This is a genomic window from Pseudoxanthomonas sp. PXM03 (assembly GCF_014852005.1).
Classification (GTDB): domain Bacteria; phylum Pseudomonadota; class Gammaproteobacteria; order Xanthomonadales; family Xanthomonadaceae; genus Pseudoxanthomonas_A.
The window spans coordinates 1339829-1366003 of record NZ_JACVAU010000001.1; the positions used below are offsets into that span (position 1 = coordinate 1339829).

Below are 26175 nucleotides of genomic sequence, written 5' to 3' on the forward strand. Positions count from 1 at the left end.
CGGGAATTTTTTCAGCCTGGCCCGCGCATCAGGCCGGATCGTCGTCAAGCTTCAGCACCATGCCGGGGCGAAGGACGGCGTCCGCTTTCAGGCCATTCACGCGCAGCAGGTGCGCGGTGGAAATGCCGTAGCGGCGCGCGATGGTCCAGGCCGACTCGCCGCTTTTCACAACGTGTGTGCGTGAAGGGGCGGGTTCGCTGCCAGGCATGTCCGCGCTGGCGACGGCGGGTGGGGCGGCAGGGGTGTCACTCGTGCCGGTTGCGCTGTCGTCGCCGGCGATGGCGGGCGCGAGCACTCGCAGGGGCTTCGTTCCGCGGCTGAAGCGGCCTGCAAGCGCAGGGTTGAGGCGTTTGAGAAGCGTGGCGGGTTGTTGCTGGTTGCGCGCCCAGGATTCCAGCGTGGCGTCCCCTGGCAGCGTGTGTGCCGCCAAACGCGGCACGGGGCGGTCCATCTGCCGCAGCCAGGCATCGCGGTCGTCCGCCTGCTGGAAGACGCAGGCCAGTGCGTGCAGCTTCTCCACGTAGGCGTACGTGATGCCGGAGAGCCCGGGCAATTCCGCCGGCCTTGCATTGCGTGCGTTCATGCCTGCGCGGCGCATGGATTGCAGCACGCGGTATTCCCCCGCATTGTAGGCCATCACCGCCAGCCTCCAGTCGCCGCCGAACATGCCGTGCAATGTCTTGAGGTAGCGGATGGCTGCCTGCGTGGAGTCCACCGGCGACAACCGTCCGTCGTAGCCCTCGCGCATGGGAACGCCGTGGTTGCGGGCCGTGATGCCGATGAATTGCCACAGCCCTGCCGGGCCGCTGGGGTTGCGCGCACCGGGCTTGTAGCCACTTTCGACGAACGGGATGAGCGCGAACTCGGTGGGCAGGTTGGCATCGCGCAGGGCATCGACCACGTAGCCGAACAGCGGCAGCAGGTCTTCCTGTGCGCTTGCGAGCTGGCCTGGCGCATGGCTGAAGTGCTTTTTCCAGCGACCGTTCGTTGCCTGGCTGTCGCACTCCGGATCGGCGAGCCCGTCACGGAAGCGCTGGTAGATGTCCAGGCCGCTGCGCTGGTGCGTGGCGGGCAGGCTCGCGGGAGCAAGCGGATCGACCGCCGGCGCTTCTGGCAGCGGCGCCTGCGTTTCGATGGAGGGCGGATCGGCAGCCATCACGGGGTGGGCGATGATGGCCAGGCCGGCGGCGAGGATCGTCCGGTGCATTCGGTTGCGTCTGCTCATGCGCGAAAATCGTTCTTCCATTGCCTCAGTGTCGCGAACGTTTCCACCCGGTCGGCAGGCGGCCTTCCCAGACGATGCGTGACCGCCTCGCGCACGGCTTCATCGTCCACGCGCAGGAAGGGATTGGTGGCCACCTCGCCCGCCAGCGAGGTGGGCAGGGTGGGGCGGCCGGCACGGCGCATGGCGCGGGCTTCCTGGATGCGCAGGCGCAGGGCGGGGTTGTGCGGATCCACGGTTTCGGCGAAAGCGGCGTTGGCCAGGGTGTACTCATGGCCGCAGCAGACCAGCGACGAGTCCGGCAAGGCGGCCAGGCGTTCCAGCGAAGCGAGCATCTGCGGCGGCGTACCTTCGAACAGTCGACCGCAGCCCAGGCTGAACAGGGTGTCCCCGCAGAACAGGTGGGGCGGGCCCTCGCTGCCTCCCCCGTGGAACGCGATATGGCTGCGGGTATGTCCGGGGACCGACAGCACCGACAGTCTCCAGCGCTTCACCTGGACGACGCTGCCGTCGCCCACGCGCTCCGTGGCATCGGGAATGCGTTCGTCTTCAGGCGCGAACACCGGCAGCGTCGGCCAGCGGTCCCGCAGGGCGGCGATGCCGCCGGCATGGTCGGGATGATGGTGGGTGACGAGGACCGCGGCAGGCCACAAGCCGTTGCCGGTGGCCGCAAGGACAGGCGCCGCATCGCCGGGATCCACCACGAGCGCGTCACCCTCGTCGTCCACCAATGCCCAGATGTAGTTGTCTTCGAAGGCGGGCAGGGCGAGCAGGCGCATCGGGGGACGGGCTCCGGGCAAGAACGGACGGCCGGGCGCGGCGTCCTCTACAATCCGAACATGCCTGCCTTCGCATTTACCCGTCAACCCGATGCCCTGGCGTGGTTCGGGACGGGCCGAGGCGGGCCGATACTTGCGTCGGAGCATGCCCGGGTAAGCCAGGCGCTCACCAGTCGCACCCCGCAGCCCTGGCTTTGGGTCTTGCCGGAGGGCACGGATCCCTCCGCCACGGCTCCCGCGACGCGCGGGCTGCGCCTGAGGGCAACCGCGGGCTCGCATCGTCTGTCAGGGCCTGTCCACTGCGGGTTGCCCTTGCCGCTGCCCACCGAGGCCGTGGGCGTGATCGTGCTGCAACACGCCCTGGACGCTGGCGATCCGCAGCCGCTGCTGCAGGAGTGCGCCCGGGTGCTGGAGCCCGGAGGACGCCTGTGGCTGTTCGTCCTCAATCCGTGGAGCCCTTATCGCCTGCGCTGGCGCGGCACCGGGTTGAAGTCGCGTGCGCTGGACCAGTGGCGCCTCCAGTTGGCGGCGGCGGGGCTGACGATGTCGCAGCATGTCCTGCACTACGGCCCGGTCTGGCGCGGCATGCCGGACGCTCCCGGCAACGGCCCTGCACCGTTGCGCGCCGCCCGCCTGCTGGAAGCGGAGAAGCGAGTGGCCGGCCTGATTCCCCCCGCGCCCGTGGCGCGCGCGTGGCGCACCGCGCCCGCAGCCTGATACCCGACCAAGAGGACACATGAAGCACGTCAGCATCCATACCGATGGCTCCTGCCTGGGCAACCCGGGCCCCGGCGGCTGGGCAGCGCTCCTGCGCTACGGCGAAAAGGAGCGGGAAGTGGTCGGCGGCGAGGCGCAGACCACCAACAACCGGATGGAGCTGATGGCCGCCATCGCTGCGCTGGAAGTGCTGACGGAAGGCTGCGAGGTCACGCTGCACATCGATTCGCAATACGTCCGCCAGGGCATCACCGAATGGATGCCCGGCTGGGTGCGGCGCGGCTGGAAGACTGCGGGCGGCGATCCGGTGAAGAATCGTGACCTCTGGGAGCGCCTGCACGCGGCCACGGCTCGCCACAAGATCGACTGGAAGTGGGTCAAGGGCCATAACGGCGACCCCGACAACGAGCGCGTGGACGTGCTCGCGCGCAACGCGGCGGTGCGCTTTCGCAGCGGTGCCGTGGCGTGACCGTGCCGCTCCTGCCAGGACAGGTTGTCGCCCAGACCGCCCGATTGCGCCTGTACGCGATGTCCGATGACGCGCACGCCGACGCGGCCCTGATGCTGGCACTGCTCAACGATGCCGCCTTCATCCGCAACATCGCGGACCGCGGCGTCCGCAGCTTGGAGCAGGCACGCGACTACCTGCGCAATGGCGCGCTGCGCAGCTATGCGGAACACGGGTTCGGGATGTACGCCGTCCAGCGGAAGGACACCGGTGCGTTGATCGGGAACTGCGGGTTGGTGCGGCGCGAGGGCCTCGATGGCCCGGACCTGGGTTATGCATTGCTGCCCGACCATTGCGGCCGGGGCTACGCATGCGAGGCCGCGCTTGCGGTGATCGCCGATGCGAGGACCCGGCTCGGCATCACCCGGCTGCAGGCCATCGTCAATCCGGACAATGCGGCCTCCATCGGCCTGTTGCAGAAGCTGGGATTCGAATTCGAGAGAATGGTCGTCCTGCCGCACGTCGAGCATGCGCTCGATCTGTTCCACCTGAATGTACCTACGGAAGCCAACGCCTGATGCGCCAGATCATCCTCGATACCGAAACCACCGGCCTGGAGTGGAGGAAAGGCAACCGGGTGGTTGAAATCGGCTGCGTCGAACTGCTTGAACGCAGACCCACCGGGCGCACGTACCATCAGTACATCAACCCGCAGCGCGAATTCGAGCAGGGAGCGGCGGAAGTCACCGGGCTCAGCCTGGAATTCCTGTCCGACAAACCGCTCTTCGCCGCCATCGCGGATGAATTCCTGGCCTTCATCGACGGTGCGGAGCTGGTGATCCACAACGCCGCGTTCGACGTGGGCTTTCTGGATTACGAGCTGTCGCGGCTGGGTGAGCACTACGGCCGCCTGGCGGACCGCGTCACCGTGGAAGATTCTCTGCTGTTGGCGCGACAACGCTATCCCGGCCAGCGCAACTCGCTGGACGCGCTGTGCAAGCGGCTGGGCGTGGACAACACCCACCGGCAATTGCACGGCGCCTTGCTGGACGCCCAGCTGTTGTGCGACGTGTACCTGAACCTCACCGCCGGCCAGCGGGAAATCGGGTTCGGAGGAGCGGAAGACGCGGCGCCCGGGACAGCCGCGACCGTGGTGCATCGGTTCGATTCCGCCAATACCGGCGCCCGCCCGCGCGTCTCGCCCACCGTGGACGAACTGGCCGCACACGAGGCGCGTCTGGCGACCCTGCGGAAGAAGGCGGGTGGGCGGTGCCTGTGGGACCCGCCCGCGTTCGAGGCCGTTTGAGCGGCCCCTGATGCGTCAGTGGCAGCGCACCAGGACGGCGGTGACGTTGTCCGAGCCGCCGCCATCCAGCGCGGCGGCGATCAGGGTATCCACGCATTCCTGGGCGCTGCAGTCGTCGTATTTCAGCGTGGCGGCGATGCTGCCGTCGTCCACCTCTTCGGTCAGGCCATCGCTGCACAGCAGGAGCTGCATGCCGGGCCGGAGTTCACCGGTCATGGTTTCCACGTTGAGATGGTTGGGGTCCGTGACGCCCAGGGCCTGGGTGACGACGTTGCGGTGCGGGTGAGTGCGGGCCTGTTCACTGGTGAGCGCGCCCTGTGCGATCAGTTCCTGCACGTAACTGTGGTCCTGGCTCAGTTGCGCCAGTTGGCCTTCGCGCCACAGGTAGGCGCGGCTGTCGCCGACCCAGGCCACTTCGAACCGGTTGCCCTGGATGCGGGCGGCCACCACGGTGGTGCCCATCGGCAGGGTGTCGTTGCGTCGGCGCGACGTGCGGATGATCTCCTCGTCGGCGATCCGGATGGCCTGCGCCAGCGGCGTGCCGTCGCGGATCTCGCGCACGATGGTTTCCCGCGCCAGCGCGCTGGCCACCTCGCCGCAGGCGTGGCCGCCCATGCCATCGGCCACCAGCCAGAGCCCGAGCTCGCTGTCGCCGTAGTAGGTGTCCTCGTTGAGCTCGCGCCGGAGCCCGACGTGGGAGATGTGGCCGAATTCGATCATGGTGCCCTGTCTGTTCAGACGGATTTCGCCTATCCGGTCATACGCAATGATCCGGTCGGACAGGACATCGGGCAAGGTTGGCGTGGTTTCGGACGGCAACCGGGGTTCATTCACGTGCAGATGGAGTGATGCGGCCACGCGGATTGTGCCTTCCGGCTTGTCCGGATGCGGTCCGCCACGTATCATTCACGCCCCCGGCAAGCCCGGGGCCACCGGAGAGGTGGCAGAGTGGTTGAATGTACCTGACTCGAAATCAGGCATACGTTAATAGCGTATCGAGGGTTCGAATCCCTCCCTCTCCGCCAGTTTCAAGAAAGCCCCCGCAAGGGGGCTTTTGCGTTGTGGCAGGGCTGACCCAGCGCTGCCGTGACTACCTCGTGGGCGGCTGCGCCTAGAATGGCGTTCTTTACCCGGGAGCCGTCATGTCCGAAATCCTCGTCCCCGTTTCCTTCGGTGAGCTGCTGGACAAGATCGCCATCCTCCAGATCAAGTCCGAGCGCATGAGCGATCCCGCCAAGCTCGCCCACGTGCGCGATGAACTGGCCGCGCTGGAACACAGTTGGATGGAGCATCCGGTCGCCGGCCACAACATCGCCGAACTGCGCGCCCAGCTGAAGGCCGTCAACGAGCGCCTGTGGGTGATCGAGGATGACGTGCGCCTGAAGGAGAAGGCGCAGGCATTCGACGAGGACTTCATTCGCCTGGCCCGCAGCGTCTACATCGAGAACGATGAGCGGGCCCGGATCAAGAAGGCGATCAACCTCGCGCTGGGTTCCAGCTATGTGGAAGAGAAGTCGTACCAGGATTACCGCTCCGGCGGCACGTCCTGACGGAGCCCCGGGCTACCCGCCAAGATCGTTGCGGCGACGTTCGAATGCCGCGACGGCGTCTTCCACGGTGATCAGGTCCATCACGCCATCGTGCTCGATCTTGGTTCCCCACTTCAGCGCCGCGGCCGGCCGGCCCTTGTAACGGCGCGCGGCATCGTCGTAGCGATCCACGCAGTAGCGGACGCTGGAGTAAGGGCCGCTGCGAAGCGGGTTGCTGGCCGCATGCAGCCCCAGCACGGCCGCACCCATCGCGTTGGCGATGTGCATGGGGCCGGAATCAGGCGTCATCACCAAGTCCGCGCGCGCCAGCAGCGCCGGGAGTTGCTTGAGGGTGTCCTTGCCCACCAGGTCCAGCACCGGCGAGCGCATGGCCGAGATGATCGCGTCGGCGGTGCGTCGCTCCAGGTCGCTGCGGCCTCCGCACACAACGATGCGCCAACCCTGCGCGGCGGCGTGGTCGGCCACCGCGGCATAGCGGTCGGCATACCAGTTGCGCCGTTCGTGGCTGGAGCAGGGTGAAATCACCAGCGTGCGCTGCCCGTCTGCGCTCCACTGCGCGGCCGCCCAGGCGTGCGCGTCGGCGGGTACCGGCAGGTCCCAGACCACATCGGTCTGTTTCAGGCCGAGGGGTTCGCAGAAGCTTCCGATCGCGTCGAGCACGTGGATGCCGGGCCGGTCAGGGATGCGTTCGTTGACGACGAGGCCATGCAGGTCCTTCGAGCGGCTGCGGTCGTAGCCGATCCGGCGCCGGGCAGGAATGAAGGCCGACAACAGGTTGGCGCGCAGCGCCACCTGCATCTGCAGCAAGGCGTCGAATCCTCCTGCAGGCAACGCGCGGCGCAAGGCGCGCATGCCGGCCAGCCCGGTCTTCTTGTCGTAGGTGTGGAAGGTCACGCCGTCCAGTCCTTCGAGCAGCTTGAATCCGCCCTTGTCGATCACCCAATGCAGGTGCGCCCGGGGCCAGTGCCGTTGCAGGGTACGCACCAGCGGCACGACATGGGTCACGTCGCCGAGTGCGGACAGGCGGAGCAGGCAGAGTGATTGGGGAATCGTGGACAAGTGTTGTTAGACTCGCTGGATGGTCGGATTTGACGCCTCGGAATCCCTGACGCCGTTCCGCGAAGGCAGCGGATACGGTGCGATTCTGTTCGACCGCAAACACCTGCGGCAAGCGGATCCCGACTGGTTCGCACCGGAGAAGTGGGGAGACCGTGCCCGCCCGGTCGACAGTGGCGGACGGGGCGGGGCCTGGTTCATCGATGCGCCCTCGAGTCAGTGCGTGTTGCGCCACTACCGGCGCGGCGGCCTGGCTGCGCGTTTCAGCCAGGACCGCTACCTCTGGCACGGCCCCGACCGCACACGCAGTTTCGCCGAATTCCGGCTCACGCGCGCGCTGCTGGCGCGCGGCCTGCCGGTGCCGCGCCCGGTGGCCGCCAGCTATGTGCGTGACGGCATGTTCTACCGCGCCTCCATCCTGTTGGAACGGTTGATGGAGGTGCGTACGCTGGCCGATATCGCAGGCCAGGCCGCCGGCAATGCGCCATGGGAGAGCACCGGCAGGCTGGTGGCGCGCTTCCATCGCGCGGGCCTGGACCACGCCGACCTCAACGCGCAGAACATCCTTTTCGATGGCGGCGGACATGGTTGGCTGATCGATTTCGACCGCGGCCGGCTGCGCATCCCGGCCACCGCATGGCGCGAGCAGAATCTCGCGCGGCTCAGGCGCTCCCTGCTCAAGCTGCGCGGCGAACGCAGCGCGGACGAAGTGGGCTACGACTTCGCGCACCTGCGTCGTGCCTACGACCATGCCTGGTCGCGAGGCTACTGACATGGACTGGGCGCTACGCTTCCTCGGCGTCGGCAATGCCAGTGCCGTCGAGCTGGGTTCGGCGATGGCGACGCTGGAACGGGGCGGGCAGCCCTGGCTGGTGATCGACTGCGGTGGCGAGGGACTGACGGCGTACCAGACCCGGTATGGCGGGATGCCCGATGCTATCTTCCTCACCCATCTGCACCTGGACCATGTCGCCGGCTTCGAACGCCTGTTCGTGGGCAGTTATTTCGATTCCGCACGGCGGGGCAGGGTGCGCCTGTACGTCCCCGCGCCGCTGGTTCCGCTGCTGCACCAGCGCATCGCCAGTTATCCGAACGTGCTGGCCGAGGGCGGCGCGAATTTCTGGGATGCGTTCCAGCTGGTGCCCGTGGGCGACGCGTTCTGGCACGACGGCCAGCGGCTGGAGGTGTTTCCCGTGCGCCATCACTGGCCCGAGACGGCGTTCGGGCTGCGCCTGCGTGGCAGCGTGGTCTGGACCGGCGACACGCGCCCGATCCCGGAGATGCTGGCACGCCACGCCGATGCGGACGAACTGATTGCCCACGACTGCGCGCTGCACGGCAACCCCTCGCACAGTGGCATCGATGACCTGGAGCGCGAGTATCCGGTGTCGTTGCTGGCCCGCTGCATGCTGTACCACTACGCGAGCGCGGAAGAAGGCGTGGCACTGCGCGCCCGCGGCCATCGCGTGGCGATGCCCGGTGAGGTGGTCCCGCTGGCGCAGCCTCTCCCGACGGCGCTGCCGTGAACAGCCCCACGCTGCCACGTGACCTGCTGGGGCGGCCGTTGCACGACCTGCGCCTGTCGGTCATCGATGCCTGCAATTTCCGGTGCGGCTACTGCATGCCGGCCGACCGCGTGCCCGAGGACTACGGCACCGACGCCTCGCAGCGGCTTTCCTTCGACGAAATCGAGACGCTGGTTCGCGCCTTCGCACGGCTGGGCGTGCGCAAGCTCCGGTTGACGGGTGGCGAGCCGCTGTTGCGCAAGCGGCTGCCGGAACTGGTACGACGACTGGCGGGTATTGCCGGGCTTGAAGACATCGCGCTGACCACCAACGGCATGTTGCTGGCGACACAGGCGCGCGCGCTGCACGACGCGGGCCTGCGCCGCATCACGGTCAGCCTGGATGCGCTCGACCCCGAGGTGTTTACCGACATGTCGGGGCGCCGCGGACAGGTGCGCGACGTGCTGGCCGGTATCGATGCGGCCATGGCGGCCGGATTCACCCGCCTGAAGATCAACGCCGTCGTCCAGCGCGGCGTCAACGAAGCGCAGGTGCTGCCGCTGGTCGAACGCTTCCGCGGAACGGGACACGTGGTGCGCTTCATCGAATTCATGGATGTCGGCGACAGCAATGATTGGCGACGTGACCGGATGGTCCCGTCCTCCGTGCTGCGCGACCGCATCGGTGCGCGCTGGCCGCTGCATGCGCTGCAGGCGGACTATCGCGGCGAAGTGGCCGAACGCTATGCCTTCGATGACGGTGGCGGCGAAGTCGGCTTTGTCAGCTCCGTCAGCACGCCGTTCTGCGGCGACTGCCACCGGGCACGCGTGTCGGCCGATGGCCGGCTCTTCACCTGCCTGTTCGCCTCGGAAGGCGCTGACCTGCGCGCGGTGGTGGGGCAGGGCGAGGAGGCACTGGCCGCGCACGTCGCCGGCCTGTGGAACGCGCGCGGCGACCGCTACAGCGAACTTCGCGGCAGTCCGGAAGTGCGGGACCGGCGACGCGTCGAGATGTATCTTATCGGCGGTTGAAGCCCCAGGACCCGCATGCCCCGCAAAGCCCTGACCCATCTGGACGCCGATGGCCGACCCGCGATGGTGGATGTATCCGGCAAGGAGGCCACTGCACGCGAAGCCCGCGCCACCTGCCGCGTACGCTTCCCGGCAGATGTCGCGCGCCAACTCAGACGCAATCGCCTGCGCAGCGCGAAGGGCGGCATCGTCGACACCGCCATCATCGCCGGCACGATGGCGGTCAAGCGCACCCACGAGCTGATCCCCTTCTGCCATCCGCTGCCGATCGACGGCTGCCGGCTGACCGTGGACTGGGACGGCGAGTCCACGCTGCGCATCGATTGCCACGTCCGCACCGTCCATCGGACCGGCGTGGAGATGGAGGCGCTCACCGGCGCCACGATTGCCGCGTTGACGGTCTACGACATGTGCAAGGCGCTGTCGCATGCCATCGTGCTGGGTCCCGCCAAGCTGGTGGGAAAGCGTGGCGGCAAGCACGACGTGGGCCGGGTCTGATGGTCACCGTGACATTGCTCTATTTCGCCAGCCTGCGCGAGCGCACCGGTGTGGCGAGCGAGTCGGTCAGTACCTGCGCCAACGATCTTGCCGGACTCTATGCCGAGGTCCAGGCGCGGCATGGCATCGCCTGGCCGCGCGAACATCTGCGGGTCGCGATGAACGGCGAATTCGCCCGCTGGCACGATGCTCCCGTCGAGGGCAGCGAGATCGCCTTCATTCCCCCGGTGAGTGGAGGCTGAGCATGCACGGTTTCCGACTCTCCGAGGTTCCACTCGATGTGCCCACGCTGCGCGGATCCCTCCTTGATGCGCGCGCCGGCGGATATGCCAGCTTCGAGGGATGGGTGCGCGATCATCACGCGGGTCGGTCCGTCGACGGCCTCGACTACCAGGCTTATGCAGCCCTTGCCGAGATCGAGGGTGGACGCATCCTCGCCGAGGCGATGACGCGGTTCGATGTGGTGGCGGCGGGCTGCGTGCATCGCGTGGGCACGCTCGCCATCGGGGACCTGGCGGTATGGGTGGGCGTGAGCGCTGCGCACCGCGGTGCCGCGTTCGATGCCTGTCGCTACATCATCGATGAAGTGAAGCAGCGCGTGCCGATCTGGAAGCGGGAGCACTACCGCGAAGGCGATGCGGACTGGCTGCATCCGATGGGGGATGGGCCTTGAAGCCGCAGCGCACCCTTCTTCTTTCTGCATGCCTGGCAACTGTCACGTCTCTTGCCATGCAGGTCGGCAACGCGGCGGAGCTTCTCGTCGGCAACAAGTCCGCGGACACCGTCTGGCGGCTGTCGTTGCGTGATGGACGGAGGATCGGCGAATTCCGCACGGGCGAAGCGCCGCACGAGATCGCGGTGGCCCCGGATGGCCGTCTTGCCGTGGTGACGAATTACGGTGCTGCGAAATCCGGCAACACGCTGTCGGTGCTGGACTTGCGGAGCGGCAAGCCAACGCGATCCATCGATCTGGGACAACACAGCGCCCCCCACGGGCTCCGCTTCCTGCCGGATGGCCGCCGGGTACTGGTCACCACCGAAGGCTCGGCCAGCGTACTGGTGGTCGATGTGTCGAAGGGCGAGATCGAACGCGTGATCGAGGTGGGAGGTGGCACCGGACACATGGTGGCGGTGTCGCCGGACGGATATGTCGCCTATCTCACCAAGATCCAGGCCGGCACACTGAGCCGCATCGACCTGCAGACGGGCGTGAAGACGGTGGAGCGGCCTGCCGGGAAAGGCGCGGAGGGCGTCGCGGTCCGCCCCGATGGCGCCGAGGTCTGGGTGACCAATCGCGAGGACGGCACGATCACCGTGCATGACCCGCGTACGCTGGTCGTCAAGCGGCGCATGAGCAGCAAGGGATTCCCCATCCGGGTGGTGTTCTCGCCCGACGGCACGCTGGCGTTCGTCACCAATGCACGGGCGGCGACACTGGCGGTGTTCAACACGCGCACCAGGGTGCCGGTGGCCTCCCTGTCGCTGTCGCGCGAAGACATGACCTACCAGCCCACGATGCTGGGCAATGCGGCGTTGCCGATCGGCGTTGCGGTCGCGGCGGACCGTCCACGTGCCTACGTCGCGATCAGTGGCGGCGACAGGATCGCCGTGATCGACACGCAGCGCTGGCAGGTGATCGACTACTGGGTCACCGGCCGCGAACCGGATGCGCTGGGCATCGTCGCGGACTAGGGATGTGACCCCTGATGTCGCGTGCCCGAAAAGGCGGTGGCCCCGCCGGCTGACCTCGGCGCCCGCATCAGTCGATACCGTTGCTGCCTTCCGGCCCTGGCGGAGTTTTCAACCTAGCGTCGCGAGGGGCCGACGGGGCCACCATAGAAAACGAAACCGCGCTCGGGCGCGGCTGCGTCGTTCGTCCCGATGGCTCGGGATGGATGAAACTGGCGGAGAGAGGGGGATTCGAACCCCCGAAGCGCGGTTTAGACGCTTACACACTTTCCAGGCGTGCTCCTTCAACCACTCGGACACCTCTCCGGGACCTGAACGCAACCATGGGCCGCTTTCAGGGCCGTGAATTCTAGCCTTCGCCGGGGCCGGCCACAAGCGAAGCCTCGCGGTGTCCGCGAGCGGAGGGGACGGCGGGCGGGGCGTGGCACAATGTCGGCATGTCCTATCTCGTCCTCGCCCGCAAGTGGCGCCCCAAGCGTTTCGCCGAACTGGTGGGCCAGGAACACGTGGTCCGGGCACTCACCAATGCGCTGGACAGCGGCCGTGTGCACCACGCCTTCCTGTTCACCGGCACGCGCGGGGTCGGCAAGACCACGATCGCGCGCATCTTCGCCAAATCGCTGAACTGCGAGAAGGGCACCAGCGCCGATCCGTGCGGCCAATGCGCTGCCTGCCTGGACATCGATGCCGGCCGCTACATCGACCTGCTGGAGATCGACGCCGCCTCGAACACCGGCGTGGACGACGTGCGCGAGGTGATCGAGAACGCGCAGTACATGCCTTCGCGTGGCAAGTTCAAGGTCTACCTGATCGACGAAGTGCACATGCTGTCGAAGGCGGCGTTCAACGCGCTGCTGAAGACGCTGGAGGAACCGCCGGAGCACGTGAAGTTCCTGCTCGCCACCACCGATCCCCAGAAACTGCCCGTCACCGTGCTGTCGCGCTGCCTGCAATTCAACCTCAAGCGGCTCGATGAAGAACAGATCCGCGGCCAGATGACGAAGATCCTCGGCGCCGAAGGCATCGAGGCCGACACGGGTGCGATCGCCCAGCTCGCGCGTGCCGCCGATGGGTCGCTGCGCGACGGTCTTTCGCTGCTGGACCAGTCAATCGCGTACGCCGGCGGTGCCCTCCGCGAGGACGGCGTGCGTACCATGCTGGGCACGGTGGACCGCACCCAGGTCAATGCGATGCTGGCCGCCCTGGCGCAAGGCGATGGCGAGGCGTTACTGCAGGTGGTCGCGCGGCTGGCGGAGTTTTCCCCGGACTGGGCCGGCGTGCTGGATGCCGTCGCCGAAGCGCTGCACCGCATCCAGGTGCGGCAGCTGGTGCCGTCGGCCAGTGTGGAAGCGGAGGGGGTCGACATCGAAGCCTTCGCGGGGCAGCTGCGCCCCGAAGTGGTGCAGCTCTGGTACCAGATGGCGATCAATGGCCGGCGCGACCTGCATCTTGCGCCCAGCGGACGCGCCGGCTTCGAGATGAGCATCCTGCGCATGCTGGCCTTCAGGCCAGCGCAGGCGGGCGAAATGCGCGGCGATGCTCGAGCGGCCGCGCCTGTCCAGACCACGGCTCCCGCATCCGCATCTACTGCCAGCCCTGCCCGCACGACACCTGCGCCGGAGTCGCTGGCGCAGCCGCAACAGATGGCGCGCGAAGAAACCCCGGCTCCGCCGCGCATGGCGGCGCCTGTCGTCGAGGAAGCGCCGCCGTGGCTTCCCGCGCAGGCGAAACCGTCACCCACCACGCCGGCCGCCTCGTCCATGCCGGCGGACATCGGCATCACCGATGCCGAGACATGGCTGCACTTCGCCGGCAGTTGCGGGCTGAAGGGCGTCGGCAAGCAACTGGTCGACAATGTCGCGTTCGCGGGCTACGCGAACGGCACGCTGACGCTGGCGCTGGACAGCGGCTTCGATTACCTGCGCTCCGAGCGCACGCTCGGCGAGCTTGCCGATGCCATCGCTACTCGTTACGGCGTGGCTCCCCGTCTCGCATTCGCCGCGGCGGCGAGTGATGCCGAAACGCTGAAGGAGCGCAGCCATCGGCAGCGCGACGAACGCCAGAGCGAGGCCGAAGAAACCTTCATGAATCATCCGGACGTGCGGCAGCTGATGCAGCAGCATGGCGCCAGGCTCGTCCCGGACTCCATCCGACCTTACGAAGAGTGATCACGACATGCGTGGAAACATCGCCCAACTGATGCAGCAGGCGCAGAAGATGCAGGAGAACCTGCAGCGCGCCCAGGAAGAGCTCGCCAAGCTCGAGGTGACCGGCAATGCCGGCGGCGGCATGGTCAGCGTGACCCTGACCGGCGCCAAGGAATGCCGGAAAGTACGCATCGATCCCTCGTTGCTCTCCGATGCGGAGATGCTGGAAGACCTGATCGCGGCTGCGTTCAATGATGCATCCAACAAGGTCGATGCCGAATCCAAGACGCGCATGGGCGCAGCGACGTCCGGCATGCCGCTGCCGCCGGGCATGAAGCTGCCGTTCTGATATTCGCCAGTGGCCGGCCTGTGCGGGGTGCCCGCCATCGCCGGTCCCGACGACGATCATGTCCAGTCCGCTGCTCGAACAGCTCATCGAGTCGCTGCGCGTCCTGCCCGGAGTGGGGCAGAAGACAGCGCAGCGCATGGCCTACCACCTGCTTGACCGCGAGCGGGATGGGGGCAAGCGCCTGGCCGGCGTGCTGGCCGAAGCGCTGGACCATATCGGTCACTGCGCGCATTGCCGCGATTTCACCGAAGGCGAGATCTGCACGCTCTGCGCAAGCGGCAGTCGCGACCGTCACCAGCTGTGCGTCGTGGAGTCACCCTCGGATCGCCTGGCGATCGAACAGGCGACGGGATACCGCGGCCTCTATTTCGTCCTGCACGGCCGGCTGTCTCCCCTGGACGGCATCGGACCGCGCGAGCTGGGGCTGGACGCACTGTCGGCGCGACTGGCGCAGGGCGAGGTCACCGAGCTGATCATCGCCACCAATCCCACCGTCGAAGGTGAAGCCACGGCCCACTACCTGGCGCAGCTGGCGCGGCAGCAGAGCGTGCGTCCGAGCAGGCTTGCCCATGGCGTGCCGCTGGGCGGCGAACTGGAATACGTCGACCGCGGCACGCTGGCGCACGCGTTCGGCGGCCGCAGTGAAATGACCTGACTGCACTCACACGGGGACGCATACACACCATGACCGACACCATCTTCGCCAGGATCATCCGCCGCGAGATTCCCGCCGCTATCGTCTACGAGGACGATGAGGTGCTGGGCTTCAAGGACATCGCACCGCAGGCGCCCGTGCACGTGCTTTTCATCCCGAAGAACGACCCCATCCCCACGCTGGATGACGTGCAGCCGCAACAGGCGCACCTGATAGGCAGGCTGGCGTTGGCCGCGGCGGAGTACGCGCGCCGGGAGGGCTTTGCCGGGAATGGCTACCGGGTGGTCATGAACTGTCGCGAGGATGCAGGGCAGACCGTGTTCCACATCCACCTGCATCTGCTTGCCGGTGCGCCACTGGGTCGTTTCGGTACGCAGGCCTGAAAGACCGCTGTGTCGACCATGCAAGAAAAAAGCCGCTCGTAGAGCGGCTTTGTTTCTTCCCGGGGCGAGGTATTACCACCAGCCCCAACGGCCCCAGCGCGGCCCCCAGAAGGGGTCGTAGTACGGGTAGGGACGGACCTCCACTTCGCGCACTTCCGGCCACAGATACACCACGTCCGCCGCGACACGGGGAAGCTGGTAGTCGTAATCGCCGATGCGCGTGCTTTCGTAGCCCTCGATCTTGCCAACGAAGGTCACCTCGCGGCCCTCGGAGAACACGGCCGGGTCGTAGAAACCCGCGCGGCACGCAATGAAGCGGCCATCGGTCGCATCCGGTGCCGAGGACAGCGGCCGGCCGGTGGCGGCGAGCGGACGCGATACAAGCTGGAAGCAGGTGCCGTTCTGGGCCGGGGTGGTACTGATGATGCGGCCGCCCCATCGCACCGGCGCCCCCACCTGCGGCGTACCGACGGAATCCCGCGGGTTGACCGGGGTGAAAGTGCCCTGCAGCGGCGCGGGTGCCGTAGCGCAGGCGGAGAGCAGCGCGGCGGCTGCGACGACAACGGCGAAGCGAAGTTTCATGGCCAGTCTCCAGCGGGTTATGGGCGGTGCCGGCGCAGGTCTTCGATCAGTGCGCGGTTGTCCCCCTCATCCGCAGCGTAGCGCGCTGCAGCGAAACGCCGGCTGAGCGAAACCAACGGGTTTGCGTCCTCAGGTCGCTGGGTGGCGACTCTGTGCGCCCAAGCGCCGGCAGTCTCGTGCGGCTCTCGCCCCAGGCCCAGCCGGGCGTAGCGCGCGCCCAGGCGATGCCAGGCGCGCAGCAGCGGGTCGCGCTCGCGCTCGCCTCGGGCCAGCAGCCAGGCCATCCAGCCCACCGCGATCATGGCGAACACGCCGAACAGCGCGGCCAGTCCGGATGGCCCAAGCTGCTGCGCACCCAGCTGCTGCAGGATGCGCGTCTGACGCTTGGCATCGAAACCCAGCACCATGTCGTTCCATCCGCGGCGCAGCCAATCGCTCATCTGGCCCAGGCCATCGATGCTGATCAATCCGGCGCCGCCGGCGCGGGCACCGCCAAGCCTGTCCTCGAGGGTGTCGTAGATGCGCTCCGGTGCGACTGCAGCGGTGGGATCCACGCGAACCCAGCCCCGCTGCGGCAGCCAGACCTCGGCCCACGCATGCGCGTCCATGTTGCGGACGATCCAGTAATCGCCCAGCCGGTTGTAGGTGCCACCGGTGTAGCCAGTGACTACGCGCGCCGGCACGCCACCGGAGCGCATCAGGAAGACGAAGGCCGAACTGAAGTGCTCGCAGTATCCCGCCTGCTGGTCGAAGAGGAATTCGTCGACGGTGTTGCGGCCAGGGAAGGGCGTGTTCAACGTGTAGGCGAAGCTGGAGCGGATCCAGTCGAGTGCGCGCGCGACCTGCACGGCGTCATTGCCGCCGGCTTCGCGCCGCCATTGGGCACCCAGTGCGCGTGTCCGTGGATTGAAGCCGGCGGGCAGCTGCAATGCCTGTCGGCGCACGGCGTCGGGCAGTTGGACATCGAAACGGGTCGGAGCCGACGATTGCACGCGCCAGCGGCTCAGTGCATTCAGTGGAAGGCGCGTGCGCGTGCTGTAGTCGCGCGTCAGGCGGGTGCCTTCCGGCGCGGCGACGGGAAGGTCCAGCATCACCAGGTCGCGATTGTCGGTCGGCTCCACGTCCATCTGGTAGTCCCATACCGTGGGCGCGCGCATGCTCTCCGCCGGCGGCATATCGGACAGCGGATTGCCGCGGGTCCAGGTCCGGCCGTCGAAGTCCGCCAGCACCGGGCCACGCCAGTACATCTGGGAGGTCGGTGGCGTTGCGCCGAAAAACTGCACACGCAGGGCGGGCGTGTCATCGGCGATCAGGTCCAGCCACCCGCCGGGGGACATTTCGTCGCTCAGGCCGGGCTTGGAGAGGGCGCGTTCGGGCACTCCCCACAGCGGCGTGGGAAAGCGCGGGAAAAGCCAGAACGCCGCCATCACCAGCGGCACACCGATCAGCACGAGCTTCCCGACCTGGCGGAGTTGCTGCAGCGGCCGCGCCGGGACAGCGGACAAGGTGACCTCGGCGTCGGCAAGGCGATGCAGCGCGACCAGGGCGCTCAATACGCCGACCAGCCCCAGGGCCATGCTCAGTGGTCCCTGGTCGAGGAGGAAAGCAGCGAAGGGTGCGAACAGTGCGAAGCCCAGCAGGCTGCGGTTGTCACGCAGGCTGCGGGTTTCGGTGGGCTTGATGGCCAGCATCGCGGCCAGCAGAGCACAACCCGTATCGCGGCCGAACTGCATGCCGGTGAAGGCCATGACGGCGACCACCATCGTGATGGCCAGCAGCGCACGCAGAAGCGCGGGCAGCGGACGCTTCCATGATGCGAAGGCGAGCGCCACGCCCGTTGCGCCCAACCCCGTCGCCAAGGTGGGGGGCAGGTGGACCAGCAAGGCGAGCAGGCAAACGCCCGCCGTCGCCAGCGTCCATCGGCGACTTGCCGGATCCAGCGTCGTGGGCTCAGGAGAGGGCATGCGGCATCAGCGCCAGCGCGCGCAGGCAGAGGTGTCGATGGGCGGTGCCCGCGCCTGGACCAAGCGGAGGTTGGCCAGGCAGCAGCAGGCGATAACGACGGCCCTCGCGTTCGGCCAGGTCGATCCAGTGCGCCAGGCGCTGGATGCGGTGCTCGTGGAGCAGCGCGGGCAGCGCGGTCCATGCGAGTTCCACCTCCTGCCCCAGCGGCTTCTCGTATTCGCGTACCAGCAGCTGATCGTGCCGAGCCGAGGGTTTCCATGCGATGGAGCGCCGTGCATCGCCCGCGCGGTAGTTGCGCAACTGGTGCACGTCCTCGCCGCCGGCGTGCAATCGCGTGCGACTTCCGGCCCCCGAGATTTCAGGCAGCGGTGGACCTTGCGGCTCGGGAGCCGGGTAGACCAGCAGAGGGGAGGAGGGCCATACCCAGGCCCAAGCGCGCGCGAGTCCCAGCGGTTGCGTGGTGGACAGGCGGATACGATCGAGGTCGTACCATCCGCGCTGCTGAGTCGGAAGCGACAGTTCCGCCACGACGCCGTCGGATGGCGCCAGCGTGGTGAAGGCGTGCCTGTCGCAGGCATCCACGCGCAGGCCATGGCGCGGGCGCGCGTCGCGTGAAGACAACGCCACTTGAAGCCGTAACGGGGTGCCTGCCGGGACGGGGTCTGCGGCGATCGCATCGATCCGCAGGTCTGCCAGTTGCAGGTGCGCGAAGATCAGGCTGGCCATCGCCGTGGCACCCAGCAAGAGCGCCAGCAGCAAACCCGGATTGTTGTTGTAGTTCAACGCGCCCAGCGCCATCGTGAACACCAGCGCCGCGAAGAAAAGACCGAACCGCGTGGGCAACACATAGATGCGCCGGCGGTCCAGCTGCACAGGCAGGGATTCGGGTTGGCGGGGTCTGGCCAACCTGGCGAAACGGCGGGCGAGGCGGGCGCGCGGCGTGCTTGCCATGCTCAGTCCACGGGCACCGCGTGCAGGATGGCCTTGGTCAACGCGATCGCCTGACCGGTCTCGGCCTCGGCGACGATGCGATGGGAGGCCACGGCGAGGAACAGTGTCTGCACGTCCTCGGGCAGCACATGGTTGCGGCCCACCAGCAATGCATAGGCACGTGCGGCGCGCAGCAACGCGATGCCCGCGCGCGGGGACAGGCCGACACGCACGCCGGGGTGTTGCCGGCTGCGGGCCAGCAGTGCCTGCACGTAGTCGATCAGGGCATCGCTGGCATGCACTTCGCCAACGGCTTTCCGCAGCGCCACCACTTCTTCGGACGACAGCAATGGCATCGCCTGCGCGATCATCATCCGCCGGTCCGTGCCGGCCAGCAGTGCGCGCTCGGATTCCGCATTCGGATAGCCGAGCGCCAACCGCAGCAGGAAGCGATCCAGTTGCGAGTCCGGCAACGGATACGTGCCGGAGAGGTCCACGGGATTCTGCGTGGCGATCACGAAGAAGGGCTCCGGCAACGCGTGGGTCACGCCATCCAGCGTGACCTGGTGTTCGGCCATGGCTTCCAGCAACGCGCTTTGCGTGCGCGGCGGCGCGCGGTTGATCTCGTCCGCCAGCAGCACGTTGGTGAAGACCGGTCCCGGATGGAAGCTGAAGGCGCGCGCCTGGGCATCGTAAACCGATACGCCGAGGACATCGGCCGGCAACAGGTCCGAGGTGAACTGCACGCGCTGGAACGTCAGGCCCAGCGTGGCCGCCAGTGCGTGCGCGAGCGTGGTCTTGCCGAGCCCCGGCAGGTCTTCGATCAGCAGATGGCCATCGGAGAGCAGCGCCACGAAGGCGAGGCGTACTTCATGGGCCTTGCCCAGCACCAGTGAGTTGACCTGCGCCTGGGCGCGCTTCAGGGCGTCGGCCAAGCCTTCGGATAGCATAGGGCGGGTGCTGGGAATGGCGGACATCGCGCTCTCGGTTTCCGATCGTGGGTTCAGGGAAGTGTAGCGAGATGGAAGAACAACAACGCGCGCGCCAATGGTTCCTTGCGGTGTGGACAATCGTGACGGTCGTCAAGATCGCGATCGCCGCACGCTTGCCGTTGTTCGTGGACGAAGCGTTCTACTGGCAGGAAGGCCAGCACCTGGCGGCGGCGTATTCCGACCTGCCGGGATTGACCGCCTGGTTGACGCGCCTCGGAACCGAGTTCGGCGGACATCACGTACTGGCGGTGCGCGCGCCCTTCCTGCTGTTGGCGGCGGTGCTGCCATGGCTGGTGGCCCGGAGCGCAGCACACTGGTTTGGTGCTGTAGTGGGATGGCAGGCGGCCTTGCTGACCGTGCTGATGCCGCTGTCGGGCACGCTCGGCCTGCTGGCGTTGCCGGATGTGCCAATGGCGGTCGCGACGGTGCTCTGCGCCGATGCCGGTGCGCGACTGCTGCGTGATGTCGATGCGATGTCGGCGACCGAACTGGCCCTCGGGCTGATGCTGGGCGCGCTGAGCCATTACCGCTTCGTGGGCGTGATCGGCGTGGGCCTCATCGCCCTGCTGTGGTTGCCCGAGGGCCGGAAAGTACTCCGCGATGCGCGGGTCTGGGTCGCGCTTGCGGTGGGCCTGCTCGCCTGGGCGCCATTGCTCGCATGGAACCTCGAGTACGCCGACGCCGGCCTGCGTTTCCAGTTGCTCGATCGCCATCCCTGGGCCTTCCACGGAGACGGTGCGCGCTTCCTGCTGGTGCAGGCGGCCCTGGTCACGCCGTTGCTGTTCTGGGCCATGCTCGTGGTGTGCCTGCGCGGCTTGCGTGGCAGCGAGGATGCCGGCACCGCATGGCGTTACTTCGCGTTGCTTGGCGCAATCTCCACACTCGGCTTCTTCCTCATCGGCTTCTTCGCCGACAACGAACGCGTCAGCTTCCATTGGCCGTTGCCGGGCTACCTCGCCCTTCTGATGGTGGTGCCGTTGCTGTTGCGCACGTGGTCTCCCGTGCGGCGCAAGGCGACCTGGGGCATCGCCGGCATCGGCGCGGCGCTGATGCTGGGTTACTACGTGGTGGTGTCGTTGCCGGGGCTGCGCACGCAGATGGCTGGCAGCAAGTACTACCCCGAGAACTTCGCGGGCTGGGACACGCTGGCGGCGGAAGTGCGCAAGGCCCAGGCCGGGTTGCCCGAGGGGGCGGTGCTGCTCGCGGACAGCTTCAAGACCGGCGCGGAGCTCGGCTTCGCGCTGGGGGATGCGGAAATCCCGACCCTGGATCACCCGTTGAATCGCAAGCATGGGCGGGCTCCCCAGCTCCGGCTATGGGGCCTCGAGCACGATGGCAAGCGCAGCGCACCCACCTTGCTGGTGGTCGCTGCCACCGACGTGAAGTTCAGCGCATTGCTCGCGCACTACCAGCAGTTGTGTGCCGTGGTGGGGCCCTTGCCGCCAGCGGACGTGGTGAACATCGATCATGGAGCGCGGCGTTTCCTGCTGTTCGCTCTGCCGAAGGAACCCGCCGGAGGTGAATGCACGACGCCTGTGGTGGCCAACATCGACGTGCCGGAAGCCGGCGCCACTGTCGCCCGCCGCTTCAGCGTGGGTGGCTGGGCGGTGAAGGACGTGGTGGGCGTGACGAAGGTGGAAGTGCTGATGGATGGCCGGATCGTCGCCGAAGCCACGGACGCCAGCGCCAATGAATGGTTGACCGTTTTCCTGAAGGGCGCCTCGCGCGATCCGCGCATGCCCCGCGTACAGTTCAATGTCGAGGTGGACGCCGGCGCGTTGCCGGCTGGCCGGCATTGGCTGGGACTGCGTCTGACCGGTGGCGACGGCAGTGTGGAGACCTGGGCGGAACAGCCTGTCGTGGTGCGGTGACGCTTCAGGGCAGTTCGAAGCCGGCCTCGCGCAGCATCCGCGCCACCGCGATCAGGGGCAGGCCGACCAGGGCAGTGGGGTCCGAAGATTCGATGGCATCGAACAAGGCGATGCCGAACCCTTCCGATTTGAAGCTTCCGGCGCAATCGAAGGGCTGCTCCGCGTCCACGTACCGCTCGATCTCGGCGGAATCCAGGCGGCGGAAGCGTACCGTGGTGACGTCCTGCGCCTGCAGGACCTGTTCATCACGTACCAGGCATACGGCCGTGTGGAAACGGACCTCCCGGCCCGACATGGCGTTCAGCTGAGCGATGGCGGCCTCGCGCTGGCCGGGCTTCCCCAGGGGCTGCCCGTCGAGCTCGGCAGCCTGGTCCGCACCGATGATCCAACTGCCTGGGTGCTGGTGGGCGATGGCATCGGCCTTGGCCCGGGCCAGGCGGCTGGCCATGGCTGGCACGGATTCGCCGTCCAGCAGCACTTCGTCCACTTCCGGGCGCGCGATATGGAACGGCACGCGCAGCCGCTCGAGCAGCTCTCGGCGGTAGCGGGAAGTCGAGGCAAGCATCAGCGGCATGGCGTCGGGTGACCGGCAGGGGGCGGGCGGGGGAGTCTGACGGGCGGCGGGGCGCCCGGCAAGCCATCCTCGCCGGACGGGGTGGTTTGACAGTTCGGTCCTTCATCCTTAACATTCAGCGGCTTATGTCCGTGAATACGCCCGAGATGTTGGATGCTTGGCGCATGGTCGCGGCCCGGCGCAGCTTTGAAGGCCGCCTGCCGTTGTCCGCGATGACGCGTCTGCAGGGTCTTCTGGTCGATACCGAAGGCGATGTGCGCTACACGATCGAGTTCGACCGTGACGCGCTGCAGGTGCCTTACATAGGCTTGCGGATCGAAGTGGGGTTGCCGCTGGTGTGCCAGCGCAGCCTGCGGCGTTTCGTGTTGCCGGTGACGGTCGAGCAGCGGCTCGGGCTGGTCCGGAGCGAGGATGAGGAATCCGCGCTTCCGCCCGGCTACGAGGCCCTGCTGGTGCCGGAAGACGGCATGCTGCGCCCCAGCGAACTGGTCGAGGACGAACTGGTCCTCGCCGTGCCGGTGGTGCCGGTGGATCCAACGTCCGAGGCCGTGGAGCGCGAGTGGGCCGCGGATGAAGAAGAGGTGGCGAAGACCAGTCCGTTCGCGGCACTGGCCTCGCTGAAGAAGAACTAGCCGCTACCGCGGTCTGGCAACACGAACCGCAAGGTTCACCAACAGATACAAGAGCTGGAGCAATCCCATGGCTGTGCAGAAATCCCGCGTTACCCCGTCCCGCCGTGGCCAGCGTCGTTCGCACGACGCGCTGACCGCCAAGCAGCTGTCCACCGACCCGACCACGGGCGAGATCCACCTGCGCCACCACGTGACCGCCGACGGTTACTACCGCGGCAAGAAGGTCATCGCCACCAAGACCACGATGGTCGAGGAAGATTGATCCGCGTGGCGCGCCCTTCGCGGGGCGCGCTTTCCGCATGATCAATGACAATCAGGGCCCTTCGTGGGGCTGGCAACGGGAGTGTGCATGAGCGAGCCGGGTAACAAGGGGCGCATTTATGCGCGCATCGCCGGTACGGGCAGCTATCTGCCCGAGAAGGTGCTGACCAACGAAGACCTGTCGAAGCTGGTGGATACCAGCGACGAATGGATCCAGTCCCGCACCGGCATCCGTGAGCGCCATATCGCCGCCGAAGGCGAGACCGCGGGCGACCTGGGCTACCAGGCGGCGCTCCGCGCCCTCGAGGCGGCCGGCGTCGATGCCTCCGAGATCGACCTGATCGTGGTGGGCACCACCACGCCCGACCTGATCTTTCCCTCGACCGCCTGCCTGATCCAGGCCCGGCTGGGTATCGCGGGCTGCGCGGCGCTGGACGTCAATGCGGCCTGCTCGGGCTTCATCTACGCGCTCAGCGTGGCCGACAAGTTCATCCGCTGCGGCGACGTCAAGACCGCGCTGGTGATCGGCACCGAAACACTCAGCCGCATCGTCGACTGGACCGAGCGCACCACCTGCGTGCTGTTCGGCGACGGTGCTGGCGCGGCGGTGCTGAAGGCCGACGGCGAGACCGGCATCCTCAGCACCCATCTGCATGCCGATGGCAGCAAGAAGGAACTGCTCTGGAATCCGGTCGGCGTGTCGGCCGGCTTCAAGCCGGACGAGCCGAACAACGGCATCCGCATCCACATGAAGGGCAACGACGTCTTCAAGTATGCGGTGAAGGCGCTCGACAGCGTGGTCGATGAGACGCTCGAGGCCAACGGCCTGGACAAGCACGACCTGGACTGGCTGATCCCGCACCAGGCCAACCTGCGCATTATCGAAGCCACCGCCAAGCGGCTGGACATGTCGATGGACCAGGTCATCGTGACCGTCGACAAGCATGGCAACACATCGTCCGGGTCCGTGCCGCTGGCGTTGGATGCGGCCGTCCGGTCGGGCCGCGTCGAACGTGGCCAGTTGCTGCTGCTGGAAGCGTTCGGCGGCGGCTTCACCTGGGGCTCGGTGCTGCTGCGCTATTGAGGTACGCACCCCTGCGACGATGGAAGGCGATGCCGCGAGGCATCGCCTTCTTCGTTTCCGGCGCTGCGTTTTCCGTTGCACATGGCGTTGCTGCGTGCGACGCGGCGTCGCATGCGCATACGCACCGGTACAGACAATCGAGCGGGTTCGCCCGTATCATCGCCGCCTGATTTCACGCAGGGTGTCCGAGTGACTTCCACGCAACTCGCTTTCGTCTTCCCGGGCCAGGGCTCGCAGTCGGTCGGCATGCTGGCCGAGTTGTCCGAATTGCATCCGGTAGTGCGCGAGACGTTCGCCGAAGCGTCCGATGGTGCGGGTGTCGACCTGTGGGCGCTGTCGCAAGGCGGCCCCGAAGAGATGCTCAATCGCACCGAGTACACGCAGCCGGCATTGCTTGCAGCGGGCATCGCGGTATGGCGTGCCTGGCAGCAACAGGGTGGCGTGCAGCCGTCCCAGCTCGCCGGACACAGCCTGGGCGAATACACCGCGCTCGTCGCGGCAGGCGCGTTGTCGTTGAAGGACGGCGCCCACCTCGTGCGCCTGCGTGGTCAACTGATGCAGGAAGCGGCTCCGCAGGGCGTTGGCGCGATGGCCGCCGTGCTGGGTGCTGAGGATGCTCTGGTGGCCGAGGTCTGCACGCAGGCGTCCGACAGCAAGGTCGTCGTGCCCGCCAATTACAACTCGCCAAGCCAGATCGTGATCGGCGGCGACGCCGAGGCGGTCGATCGTGCAATCGCGTTGCTCACCGAGCGCGGCATCCGCAAGGTGGTGAAGCTGGCGGTCAGCGTGCCGTCGCATACGCCGCTGATGCGCGAAGCGGCCAATCGCCTCGCCGAGGTGATGGCGGGTCTCAGCTGGCATGCGCCATCGCTGCCCGTCGTGCAGAACGTCGATGCGAAGGTGCAGGGCGATGTCGATGCCATCCGCGATGCACTCGTTCGCCAGTTGTACCTGCCGGTACGCTGGACCGAATGCGTGCAGGTGCTGGCATCCAACGGTTCCACGCGTATCGCCGAATGCGGCCCCGGCAAGGTGCTCACCGGGTTGGTGAAGCGCATCGACAAGGGCCTGGACGCGCGCGCCATCGGTGGTGTGGGCGACTTCCAGGGCGCGCTCGCCGACTGGCAGGCCTGACTCCCGCGCGGCTCCCTTCCCTTATCCTGACCTCCCGCGTTCGCGCGGATCCGTTCCGAGGACATCATCATGAGCAAGCCCCTGCAGGGTGAAATCGCGCTGGTCACCGGCGCCAGCCGCGGCATCGGCTCCGCGATCGCCGACGCTTTGGCTGCCCAGGGCGCCACCGTCATCGGCACCGCGACCACCGCCGCCGGGGCGCAGGCCATTGGCGAGCGGATGGCCGCATCCGGTGGCCACGGCCGCGAACTCAACGTCACCGATGGCGCGGCGGTCGAAGCCCTGATCGATGCGATTGCGAAGGAGTTCGGTCCGGTGTCCATCCTGGTCAACAACGCCGGCATCACCCGCGACAACCTGCTGATGCGGATGAAGGACGAGGACTGGCAGGCCATCCTCGACACCAACCTCACCAGTGTCTATCGCACGTCCAAGGCAGTGATGCGCGGCATGATGAAGGCACGCAAGGGCCGCATCATCAACATTGCCTCGGTGATCGGCGTCACCGGCAATGCGGGGCAGGCGAACTATGCCGCCGCCAAGGCCGGCATCATCGCGTTCTCCAAGTCGCTGGCGAAGGAAATCGGCAGCCGCGGTGTCACCGTCAACGTGGTCGCTCCCGGTTTCATCGCCACCGACATGACCAAGGACCTGCCCGAAGAGACCAAGAAGGCGCTCGGTGAGCAGATCGCACTCGGTCGTCTGGGCGAGCCGGCCGACATCGCGAATGCGGTCGCCTTCCTCGCAGGGCCGGCGGCCGGCTACATCACCGGCGAGACCCTGCACGTCAACGGCGGCATGTACATGCCGTAAAG

31 protein-coding genes, 2 tRNA genes and 1 other RNA gene are annotated in these 26175 nt (G+C 67.4%); 23 read left to right on the forward strand and 11 right to left on the reverse strand.

Features of this window, described 5'->3' with window-relative positions; all coding sequences use genetic code 11:
* Positions 1–28 precede the first annotated feature (28 nt).
* On the reverse strand, positions 29–1225 hold the full coding sequence (locus tag IB223_RS06210; protein WP_225590826.1) for a lytic transglycosylase domain-containing protein: 1197 nt from the start codon (positions 1223–1225) through the stop codon (positions 29–31).
* Complete coding sequence (gene gloB, locus IB223_RS06215) at positions 1222–2001, reverse strand: hydroxyacylglutathione hydrolase (RefSeq protein ID WP_192200747.1); 780 nt, start codon at positions 1999–2001, stop codon at positions 1222–1224. The genes IB223_RS06210 and gloB overlap by 4 nt, the downstream gene beginning before the upstream one ends.
* Positions 2002–2313: 312 nt before the next feature.
* Between gloB and IB223_RS06220 the strand changes: the two genes are divergently transcribed.
* Genes IB223_RS06220 through dnaQ form a run of 4 tightly spaced genes read left to right on the forward strand, consistent with a single transcriptional unit; the run spans position 2314 to position 4472 of the window.
* Positions 2314–2718, forward strand: coding sequence for a methyltransferase domain-containing protein (locus tag IB223_RS06220; RefSeq protein WP_192200748.1), 405 nt, complete (start codon positions 2314–2316; stop codon positions 2716–2718).
* A 19-nt stretch (positions 2719–2737) separates the two neighbouring features.
* The gene (gene rnhA, locus IB223_RS06225) at positions 2738–3187 is read left to right on the forward strand and encodes a ribonuclease HI (RefSeq protein WP_142123987.1); all 450 of its coding nucleotides are present in this window, start codon (positions 2738–2740) and stop codon (positions 3185–3187) included.
* On the forward strand, positions 3184–3744 hold the full coding sequence (locus tag IB223_RS06230) for a GNAT family N-acetyltransferase (protein ID WP_343227145.1): 561 nt from the start codon (positions 3184–3186) through the stop codon (positions 3742–3744). The genes rnhA and IB223_RS06230 overlap by 4 nt, the downstream gene beginning before the upstream one ends.
* Positions 3744–4472, forward strand: a complete 729-nt coding sequence (dnaQ, locus tag IB223_RS06235) for a DNA polymerase III subunit epsilon (RefSeq protein ID WP_192200749.1) — start codon at positions 3744–3746, stop codon at positions 4470–4472. The genes IB223_RS06230 and dnaQ overlap by 1 nt, the downstream gene beginning before the upstream one ends.
* 15 nt (positions 4473–4487) lie before the next feature.
* Here the strand turns inward: dnaQ and IB223_RS06240 are convergent, their stop codons facing one another.
* Positions 4488–5192 (reverse strand): PP2C family serine/threonine-protein phosphatase, encoded by a 705-nt coding sequence (locus IB223_RS06240; protein ID WP_192201270.1) that lies wholly within the window; start codon positions 5190–5192, stop codon positions 4488–4490.
* A gap of 214 nt (positions 5193–5406) precedes the next feature.
* Here IB223_RS06240 and IB223_RS06245 point away from each other — a divergent pair.
* Positions 5407–5497 (forward strand) — tRNA-Ser (locus IB223_RS06245).
* 117 nt (positions 5498–5614) lie between these two features.
* Entirely contained in the window at positions 5615–6022 is a 408-nt protein-coding gene (locus IB223_RS06250) for a DUF6165 family protein (RefSeq protein WP_192200750.1), read from the forward strand.
* A gap of 12 nt (positions 6023–6034) precedes the next feature.
* On the opposite strand, the gene IB223_RS06255 is transcribed toward IB223_RS06250, so the two are convergent.
* Positions 6035–7081 (reverse strand): glycosyltransferase family 9 protein, encoded by a 1047-nt coding sequence (locus IB223_RS06255; RefSeq protein ID WP_192200751.1) that lies wholly within the window; start codon positions 7079–7081, stop codon positions 6035–6037.
* Positions 7082–7100: 19 nt separating this feature from the next.
* On the opposite strand from IB223_RS06255, the gene IB223_RS06260 reads away from it, so the two are divergent.
* Genes IB223_RS06260 through IB223_RS06290 form a run of 7 tightly spaced genes read left to right on the forward strand, consistent with a single transcriptional unit; the run spans position 7101 to position 11804 of the window.
* A complete protein-coding gene (locus tag IB223_RS06260) occupies positions 7101–7850 on the forward strand; it encodes a 3-deoxy-D-manno-octulosonic acid kinase (RefSeq protein ID WP_192200752.1) in 750 nt (249 codons plus the stop codon).
* 1 nt (position 7851) lies between these two features.
* On the forward strand, positions 7852–8604 hold the full coding sequence (locus tag IB223_RS06265; RefSeq protein ID WP_192200753.1) for an MBL fold metallo-hydrolase: 753 nt from the start codon (positions 7852–7854) through the stop codon (positions 8602–8604).
* The gene (moaA, locus tag IB223_RS06270; RefSeq protein ID WP_192200754.1) at positions 8601–9614 is read left to right on the forward strand and encodes a GTP 3',8-cyclase MoaA; all 1014 of its coding nucleotides are present in this window, start codon (positions 8601–8603) and stop codon (positions 9612–9614) included. The genes IB223_RS06265 and moaA overlap by 4 nt, the downstream gene beginning before the upstream one ends.
* Before the next feature lie 15 nt (positions 9615–9629).
* A complete protein-coding gene (gene moaC / locus IB223_RS06275) occupies positions 9630–10112 on the forward strand; it encodes a cyclic pyranopterin monophosphate synthase MoaC (RefSeq protein WP_192200755.1) in 483 nt (160 codons plus the stop codon).
* Positions 10109–10354 (forward strand): molybdopterin converting factor subunit 1, encoded by a 246-nt coding sequence (gene moaD / locus IB223_RS06280; protein WP_192201271.1) that lies wholly within the window; start codon positions 10109–10111, stop codon positions 10352–10354. The genes moaC and moaD overlap by 4 nt, the downstream gene beginning before the upstream one ends.
* 2 nt (positions 10355–10356) lie before the next feature.
* Entirely contained in the window at positions 10357–10785 is a 429-nt protein-coding gene (locus IB223_RS06285) for a molybdenum cofactor biosynthesis protein MoaE (RefSeq protein WP_192200756.1), read from the forward strand.
* 56 nt (positions 10786–10841) lie between these two features.
* The gene (locus tag IB223_RS06290) at positions 10842–11804 is read left to right on the forward strand and encodes a YncE family protein (RefSeq protein ID WP_192200757.1); all 963 of its coding nucleotides are present in this window, start codon (positions 10842–10844) and stop codon (positions 11802–11804) included.
* A 39-nt stretch (positions 11805–11843) separates the two neighbouring features.
* Here IB223_RS06290 and ffs read toward each other — a convergent pair.
* Positions 11844–11940: signal recognition particle sRNA small type (ffs, locus tag IB223_RS06295), an RNA gene on the reverse strand.
* A 74-nt stretch (positions 11941–12014) separates the two neighbouring features.
* Positions 12015–12107 (reverse strand) — tRNA-Ser (locus tag IB223_RS06300).
* Positions 12108–12238: 131 nt separating this feature from the next.
* On the opposite strand from IB223_RS06300, the gene dnaX reads away from it, so the two are divergent.
* Genes dnaX through IB223_RS06320 form a run of 4 tightly spaced genes read left to right on the forward strand, consistent with a single transcriptional unit; the run spans position 12239 to position 15335 of the window.
* Positions 12239–13969 (forward strand): DNA polymerase III subunit gamma/tau, encoded by a 1731-nt coding sequence (gene dnaX / locus IB223_RS06305; protein WP_192200758.1) that lies wholly within the window; start codon positions 12239–12241, stop codon positions 13967–13969.
* Between the two features lie 7 nt (positions 13970–13976).
* On the forward strand, positions 13977–14297 hold the full coding sequence (locus IB223_RS06310) for a YbaB/EbfC family nucleoid-associated protein (protein ID WP_142123999.1): 321 nt from the start codon (positions 13977–13979) through the stop codon (positions 14295–14297).
* A 58-nt stretch (positions 14298–14355) separates the two neighbouring features.
* The gene (gene recR, locus IB223_RS06315; RefSeq protein ID WP_192200759.1) at positions 14356–14952 is read left to right on the forward strand and encodes a recombination mediator RecR; all 597 of its coding nucleotides are present in this window, start codon (positions 14356–14358) and stop codon (positions 14950–14952) included.
* Positions 14953–14981: 29 nt separating this feature from the next.
* Positions 14982–15335, forward strand: a complete 354-nt coding sequence (locus tag IB223_RS06320; protein ID WP_192200760.1) for a histidine triad nucleotide-binding protein — start codon at positions 14982–14984, stop codon at positions 15333–15335.
* Between the two features lie 72 nt (positions 15336–15407).
* Here the strand turns inward: IB223_RS06320 and IB223_RS06325 are convergent, their stop codons facing one another.
* Genes IB223_RS06325 through IB223_RS06340 form a run of 4 tightly spaced genes read right to left on the reverse strand, consistent with a single transcriptional unit; the run spans position 15408 to position 19762 of the window.
* Positions 15408–15917 carry a Slp family lipoprotein gene (locus IB223_RS06325; RefSeq protein ID WP_142124002.1) on the reverse strand — a complete coding sequence of 170 codons (510 nt, stop codon included), beginning with the start codon at positions 15915–15917 and terminating at the stop codon, positions 15408–15410.
* 17 nt (positions 15918–15934) lie between these two features.
* Positions 15935–17881 (reverse strand): DUF3488 and transglutaminase-like domain-containing protein, encoded by a 1947-nt coding sequence (locus IB223_RS06330; protein WP_192200761.1) that lies wholly within the window; start codon positions 17879–17881, stop codon positions 15935–15937.
* Positions 17868–18833: a DUF58 domain-containing protein gene (locus tag IB223_RS06335; RefSeq protein ID WP_192200762.1), complete on the reverse strand. Its 966-nt coding sequence runs from the start codon at positions 18831–18833 to the stop codon at positions 17868–17870. The genes IB223_RS06330 and IB223_RS06335 overlap by 14 nt, the downstream gene beginning before the upstream one ends.
* 2 nt (positions 18834–18835) lie before the next feature.
* On the reverse strand, positions 18836–19762 hold the full coding sequence (locus IB223_RS06340; protein WP_192200763.1) for an AAA family ATPase: 927 nt from the start codon (positions 19760–19762) through the stop codon (positions 18836–18838).
* 71 nt (positions 19763–19833) lie between these two features.
* On the opposite strand from IB223_RS06340, the gene IB223_RS06345 reads away from it, so the two are divergent.
* Complete coding sequence (locus tag IB223_RS06345) at positions 19834–21675, forward strand: glycosyltransferase family 39 protein (protein ID WP_192200764.1); 1842 nt, start codon at positions 19834–19836, stop codon at positions 21673–21675.
* A 4-nt stretch (positions 21676–21679) separates the two neighbouring features.
* On the opposite strand, the gene IB223_RS06350 is transcribed toward IB223_RS06345, so the two are convergent.
* Entirely contained in the window at positions 21680–22249 is a 570-nt protein-coding gene (locus tag IB223_RS06350; RefSeq protein ID WP_192200765.1) for a Maf family nucleotide pyrophosphatase, read from the reverse strand.
* Positions 22250–22374: 125 nt separating this feature from the next.
* Here IB223_RS06350 and IB223_RS06355 point away from each other — a divergent pair, with 125 nt between their 5' ends.
* The 5 genes from IB223_RS06355 (at position 22375) to fabG (ending at position 26173) form a co-directional block, all read left to right on the forward strand.
* Positions 22375–22881, forward strand: a complete 507-nt coding sequence (locus IB223_RS06355) for a YceD family protein (protein WP_192200766.1) — start codon at positions 22375–22377, stop codon at positions 22879–22881.
* 67 nt (positions 22882–22948) lie between these two features.
* On the forward strand, positions 22949–23143 hold the full coding sequence (gene rpmF / locus IB223_RS06360) for a 50S ribosomal protein L32 (RefSeq protein WP_192200767.1): 195 nt from the start codon (positions 22949–22951) through the stop codon (positions 23141–23143).
* Positions 23144–23230: 87 nt separating this feature from the next.
* The gene (locus IB223_RS06365) at positions 23231–24226 is read left to right on the forward strand and encodes a beta-ketoacyl-ACP synthase III (protein WP_192200768.1); all 996 of its coding nucleotides are present in this window, start codon (positions 23231–23233) and stop codon (positions 24224–24226) included.
* A gap of 189 nt (positions 24227–24415) precedes the next feature.
* Positions 24416–25360 carry an ACP S-malonyltransferase gene (fabD, locus tag IB223_RS06370; protein WP_192200769.1) on the forward strand — a complete coding sequence of 315 codons (945 nt, stop codon included), beginning with the start codon at positions 24416–24418 and terminating at the stop codon, positions 25358–25360.
* A gap of 69 nt (positions 25361–25429) precedes the next feature.
* Positions 25430–26173, forward strand: a complete 744-nt coding sequence (gene fabG, locus IB223_RS06375; protein WP_192200770.1) for a 3-oxoacyl-ACP reductase FabG — start codon at positions 25430–25432, stop codon at positions 26171–26173.
* Positions 26174–26175: the final 2 nt, after the last annotated feature.